The sequence below is a fragment of the Mesotoga sp. HF07.pep.5.2.highcov genome, from assembly GCF_003666285.1.
Lineage (GTDB): Bacteria > Thermotogota > Thermotogae > Petrotogales > Kosmotogaceae > Mesotoga > Mesotoga prima.
In genome coordinates this window covers 1-5,784 of the sequence record NZ_JFHJ01000246.1, presented here as the reverse complement: position 1 = coordinate 5,784, position 5,784 = coordinate 1, and the positions used below count along the sequence as shown (strand labels likewise).

Annotated in this window: 6 protein-coding genes; 5 read left to right on the top strand and 1 reads right to left on the bottom strand. The window is 44.1% G+C overall.

Annotated elements, in window-relative coordinates; genetic code table 11:
• The coding region (locus tag BG32_RS05070; protein ID WP_121526497.1) for a methyltransferase domain-containing protein at positions 1-435 on the top strand (435 nt) is incomplete at its 5' end.
• 201 nt (positions 436-636) lie between these two features.
• On the opposite strand, the gene BG32_RS05065 is transcribed toward BG32_RS05070, so the two are convergent.
• Positions 637-1,650 carry an SIS domain-containing protein gene (locus tag BG32_RS05065; protein WP_121526496.1) on the bottom strand — a complete coding sequence of 338 codons (1,014 nt, stop codon included), beginning with the start codon at positions 1,648-1,650 and terminating at the stop codon, positions 637-639.
• Between the two features lie 125 nt (positions 1,651-1,775).
• On the opposite strand from BG32_RS05065, the gene BG32_RS05060 reads away from it, so the two are divergent.
• The 4 genes from BG32_RS05060 to BG32_RS05045 all read left to right on the top strand — a co-directional run bounded on the left by BG32_RS05060 (position 1,776) and on the right by BG32_RS05045 (position 5,737).
• On the top strand, positions 1,776-2,585 hold the full coding sequence (locus tag BG32_RS05060; protein ID WP_014731042.1) for an alpha/beta fold hydrolase: 810 nt from the start codon (positions 1,776-1,778) through the stop codon (positions 2,583-2,585).
• A gap of 196 nt (positions 2,586-2,781) precedes the next feature.
• Complete coding sequence (locus tag BG32_RS05055; protein ID WP_121510110.1) at positions 2,782-3,804, top strand: 3-oxoacyl-ACP synthase; 1,023 nt, start codon at positions 2,782-2,784, stop codon at positions 3,802-3,804.
• Positions 3,805-3,815: 11 nt separating this feature from the next.
• The gene (locus BG32_RS05050; protein WP_014731040.1) at positions 3,816-4,562 is read left to right on the top strand and encodes a beta-ketoacyl-ACP reductase; all 747 of its coding nucleotides are present in this window, start codon (positions 3,816-3,818) and stop codon (positions 4,560-4,562) included.
• On the top strand, positions 4,559-5,737 hold the full coding sequence (locus BG32_RS05045; protein WP_014731039.1) for a TetR/AcrR family transcriptional regulator: 1,179 nt from the start codon (positions 4,559-4,561) through the stop codon (positions 5,735-5,737). The genes BG32_RS05050 and BG32_RS05045 overlap by 4 nt, the downstream gene beginning before the upstream one ends.
• Positions 5,738-5,784 lie beyond the last annotated feature (47 nt).

The window sequence follows — 5,784 nt, the reverse complement described above, 5'->3', positions numbered from 1 at the left end:
ATTGACATTAGCAGAAGGATGTTAGAAGATGCAAGATCAAATATTGCCAGCGCGGGTGTTGAGAACGTCGAATTCTTTAGGGGCTCCTTCGAGAACCCGTGCGAAGAAGTGAACCTATCAAGAATGAACATAAACAAGGTTGTAGCCATCTACTCTCTTCACCATCTTACAGATCCGATGAAGATGGAAGCGATTTCGAAGCTTACGCAGATTTTAAAGAGGCCCGGTAGGATCGTTGTTGGTGATATTATGTGGTTCGACGATCCTGGAAAGCACAGGGATGCGTGGGACGAAGTTTATTTCGACGACAACGAATTAGATCACCCGGCGAGCATTTCATTTATGAAAGAAGTTTTCCAGCATTCAGGTGCGAACGAAATTGAAGTTGTTCAGATTCATCCGTTGGTGGGCTTGATAAGCACAACCTTTTTGTGAGGATTTTGGTTGAAGCCATGCAGGTTATTATAGGCGTCAGATATAAGGGCAGCTGCAGTTCGTAGATAGAACCTTACAGGTATCAACCAAATGGAAGAACCGGTATAAGTTTTTTCTGTTAAGCAATCCCAAGCTTCAGTAAGGTCGTAAACCTTCAAGGCCACTTCCAAAGAAGTTGTTTTTGCTTTCAAAGCATTTTGATTATTCTTTGGTGGTCACCTTTGTTCCGAATACACCTGAGCCGGGATCGAATCCCCTATTCCTGGCGATTTCCTCCGCAGTTTTCTGAAGAAGATTCATCATGGGAATGAAAGCAAGGACTTCTTCCAGGCCATCGGAAACGTATATTGATTTCACATTACTCTCTTTCGAATTCGTCAGGGTAATCAAATCGCATTTGTCGTAAATATCATTGTGGAGTTCATGCATTAGGTCGTAAGTCTCTCCCTTGGGATTCATGGTGATTACAACGGGCTTGTCTGCAAGCAAGTCGACGGGACCGTGTCTGAAAGAGGCTCCCGAATAGAATATGAGACTAAGCTTGGCAACTTCAGCAAACATTAGCCTGGCCATCTTTCCAACACCTATGCCAAAACCCCTGGCAACGAGAATCCTCTCCCTTTTCTCAGATAACAATGCTGCAAGCCATGATAAATTATGCGACAAAGCTTCATCCATTCTTGTGGGCAGGTCAGAAAAGTTCAATCTTCTTGCGGTTTTGAAGGCTGAAATCATCAGAGTTAAGACAATGCTATTCATGAAGGTCTTTGTTGCACCCATAGATCTCTCACTGCCCGCGAAAAGCGGAAATACTCTTTCATCAGGGAAAGCCTTTGCCGCGCTGCTCTTTTCGTTGTTGGTTACAAGTGTCATAGAAGGCAGAAGCGCTTTGTTTTCTTCGATGAATCGGATTAGTTCTGCGCTTTCTCCTGACTGACTGATGAGAAAGATTGTAGAGTATCTTTTTAGCAGTTCTTGGGATGAGTAAGTTATGATCTCCGACATCTCGAAGCTTTCTGCGTCGATGCCAGAGTATCTTAGAAATGAAGCCGCTACCTCTGAAGCATGAAGAGAAGCTCCCATGCCTGTGAACAGGACTCTTTCAAAGTTTAGAGACTTCGCTTTCTCAAAGACGACGTCAGATGTGGAAATAATGGTTCTTACTGCTTCTGATTGCTCAAGCATATCTTCCAGAAATTTTGACAAATCATTCATCCTTTCGTGAGACAAATTCGATGATCTATCGGTCCAGGGGTGTCATTCACTTTAAAGTCTATCATCAAAGATTGGTTTTGACTAATCAGTGAAATCGATGCAATAATAAGGATGGAGGTGAATTTATGGCACTGCTCAGAACTAGCGACGGAACTCAAATCTATTACGAAGTACACGGAGATCAATCTAACCCACCTGTTGTTATTCTCAACGGAATTATGATGTCGGTCCCCTCGTGGGCAGGATTTGTTCCCCACTTTTCAAGGCACTTCAGATTGATTCTGATGGATTTCAGAGATCAGGGCCGATCTGAAAGAAAGGATTCACAGTATCACATCTCCATCCACGTTGACGACCTAACCGACCTGATCGATGCGCTTGAGATTTCTAGCGCAAACGTAGTTGGTCTCTCCTATGGAGGCCAGGTGGCAGAAATGTTAGCAATAAAGAGACCGGAGAGAGTAAATTCTCTAGTACTCGCCAATACTCCCGCCCGAATTTCTCCATACCTTGCAGAACTTGGCGAAGCGTGGAAAGAAGCTGCAGAACTTAAAGATGGAGAGCGGTTCTTCAAGCTGGCAATACCCTTCATCTATTCAGATTTCTTCTACAATCGTAATCTGCAGTGGCTAAAAGAAAGACAGAAGATGTTCAAATCGACACTCAACGGAGAATGGTTTGAAGGGTTCATAAGGCTTATTTCTTCAAATCCCGATTTCAATGTTTTGGAAGAACTTGACAAGATTCAGTGCCCGACTCTGCTACTTGGTGCCGATCGAGACATCATTACACCGATAGAAGAGATGAAAGCAATTCATGAAAGAGTCAGAAATTCGGAATTTCTTGTCATAAAAGATGCCGGTCACGGAGCTTTCCTCGAAAAACCAGGAGAATTCATGACAGCAATCATCGGGTTCGTACTTAAGAATTGTTAGAAAAAGGGACGATTTGGTAGTTATTCATCTTCTTTCGTCGATAATCATCAATAAACTACTTTAGATAATCATCAATAAACTACTTTAATTGAATTTACCAACCGGATCAGTTTAGTGTATTGTGAAAGTGAGAGATGATTCATCTTTCATATATGAGAGATGAATCATGACACGCAAGCCATAAGGGGTGATCTTGGTGAGTTCAGTTCCAGTAATTGGAATAGCGGGGATCGGGACATACATACCTGAGACCTTCATGACTCCAGAGGAAATTGCTGATTCAACAGGCATTCCGCAAGAGGTAATCGAACTGAAATTTGGAGTGAAGAGAAGACTGGTTCCAGGTCCCGGTGAAACCACAAGTAATTTGGGAATAAAAGCGGCACGGAAAGCTCTTGAGAATGCCGGGATAGATCCCAAAGACATTGATCTGTTAATCTGGAACGGCGCTCAGCATAAAGATTACCCTTGCTGGCTGGCCGGACTGAAGGTTGCAGACGAAATCGGTGCTGTAAACGCCTGGTCTTTCGATATGGAAGCCATGTGTGGATCTATGATGGCCGGCATTGACGTGGCAAAGAGTCTCATGATCGCTAGAGACGATGTCAATACTGTTCTGCTAGTGAGCGGCTACAGAAATGTGGATCTTATGGATCTTTCTGAACCATCAACATCATTCATGCTTGATGTAGGAGCCAGCGGGGCCGCTGTAGTTCTTAAGAAAGGCCATAATGAAAACGTCGTCCTATCTTCGGCCTTTAAGGGTGACGGATCATTTTCAGAGTTGTGTGTTGTCCCGGTCGGCGGGACAAAGAAGTGGCCTATGACCCCCGAAGATACGCGGAACTATCATTTCTCCGTCCAGGGAGATACTGCAGAGTTCAAGAAACGCCTCGGAGAGACTACAATGCCTAATTTCTACTGGGTGATTAGAGAGTCACTCAGAAAGAGCGGCTTCTCAGAAAGCGATATCGATTATTTAGCTATTTTGCATTTCAAAAGATCGGCTCATTTTGCAGTTCTTGAAGAGCTCGGGCTAAAGGAAAATCAGAGTACTTACCTTGATTACTACGGCCATCTTGGGCAGAATGATCAGATTCTCTCGATAGAATTAGGTTTGATGGAGGGAAAGATTAAAGATGGTGACGTGGTTGTAATGGTTGGTGCCGGATTGGGCTTCGTCTGGGCAGCGACGACAGTAAAATGGGGCAAGAATTAGGAGGCGAAAAGGTGAGAATGGAAGGTAAAGTCGTCATCATAACTGGTGGCGCAAGTGGACTGGGTAAAGCGGCAGTCGAAAAGTTTGCCCGCGAAGGAGCGATTGTCTACGCCTGCGATATGGACGTCGAAGGATTGGATAATCTGAAGAAGGAATTTTCCGAGCTTCCGGGCAAGGTAATTCCGAAGAGACTCAACGTAACGGATAGGCCTGCAATAACTGAACTTATAGGTGAAATCAAAAGCGAATTCGGCCGCATCGATGGGCTTATCAATAATGCTGGAGTGACTAGAGACGCTCTGATTCAGAGAATGTCCGAAGAAGATTGGGACCTGGTTATCAACGTCAATTTGAAAGGTGTTTTCAACATGACGCAGGCGGTTGCTCCAGTGATGATAGATCAGGGTTATGGTTCGATTGTCAATACTTCATCGATTGTCGGCGTATACGGAAATATCGGACAGTCTAACTACTCCGCTTCAAAGGGAGGAGTTATTGCAATGACTAAGACATGGGCTAAAGAGTTGACAAGAAAGGGCGCGAAGATAAGGGTAAACGCTGTGGCACCGGGTTTCATAAAGACGCCTATGACTGAGAAAATGCCTGAGAAGATACTGGTTGCACTTGAAGAGAAGATCCCTCTTAAAAGAATTGGACTCCCTGAGGAAATTGCGAATGTCTACTTCTTCTTGATTTCCGATGAGTCGAGTTATTTGACCGGTCAGGTAATTGGCGTTGACGGGGGTCTCGTAATTTGAAGGTCTCTCGAAGCGAGAGAACAAGACTACAGATTAAAGAGGCGGCTGAAGAGCTGTTCAGTCGCCTTGGTTTCGAGATGACCTCTGTTGCGAACATATGCAGAACCTGCGGACTGTCAAATGGAGCATTCTATAGACATTACACTGGTAAGGAACAGGTATTCAAAGAAATCGTCCAGGATATCAAGACCAGGTTCGAGTCCGCCTCTGCTTCGGTCATGGGAAACACTGTAGAAGAGAAGCTGTATAACCTTTACAGAAAGGTCTTTGATATTCTTTGGCAATCGCGGAGAAAGTTCATTGCCTTTCATGAGGCCGAGTACAGGTTTCCTGAAGTGGAAAACTCCGTTGACAAAACCTACAAGGACGCTCTTCTCTCAACTGTGATAAACGATAGGTCTCCACTTTCAATGCCTGAACTGTGGTTTCTTATTGGAAGCTCCAGGTTTGCCGCCATTTACTGGATCATATACAACGATACAAGGGTACCAGATTCGACAGTGCGATCTCTCGTCGACTTCACCCTCAATGGTTTTGTTAAGTCTGAAGAGCTGGATCGAAGGTCTCTGGAATTCACTCTAGATAGAGTAAGAGCAAACGGTGAGGGAAAGGCTAAAGAGGTCATCCTTTTGGCGGCAGAGAAACTAATGGGGGAGAAGGGATATTTCGGTACATCGATATATGATATCACAAGTAAGGCGGGCTACGGACAGGGTACGTTCTATCTTCATTTTGAAAGCAAGGGGAAGTTACTTCAAGAGCTTGTTTATCAGGCAAACAGAAATCTGAGAAGAACGATGAGAGATGCGGTCTCCGGTGTTGAAGGCAGGTTAAACAAAGAGATTAGGTCCTTTAAGGCGTTTTTGCTCTTCATGGATGTTCACAAGGAGCTATATAACATAGTTCGTGAGTCGGAGTTTGTACAACCTGAGACTGGACGTTTCTACTATGAAAGGCTATTAACTTCTTACATAAGAGCTCTTGAAGAGGCTAGATTGAAGGATGAGATTAGATCGATAGACTCGCGTGATCTCGGCGTCTTTCTGATGGGCATTGGACACTTCATGGGGCTTGATCTTCTTTTCAAATTGAAGAAAGACTACGAAAAATGGAACGAGTATTTGCTGGAACTGGCTTCTCTTATGGCAAAAGGTTATGGAGGTGCTTTTAGTTGAACTGGAATGATGAATACAGAAAGAAGAAGATATCGATTGATGAAGGT

Excerpts from the sequence above, each read along its gene's own strand:
- BG32_RS05065 (WP_121526496.1), bottom strand. The coding sequence starts at position 1,650 with ATGAATGATTTGTCAAAATTTCTGGAAGATATGCTTGAGCAATCAGAA.
- BG32_RS05060 (WP_014731042.1), top strand. The coding sequence starts at position 1,776 with ATGGCACTGCTCAGAACTAGCGACGGAACTCAAATCTATTACGAAGTA.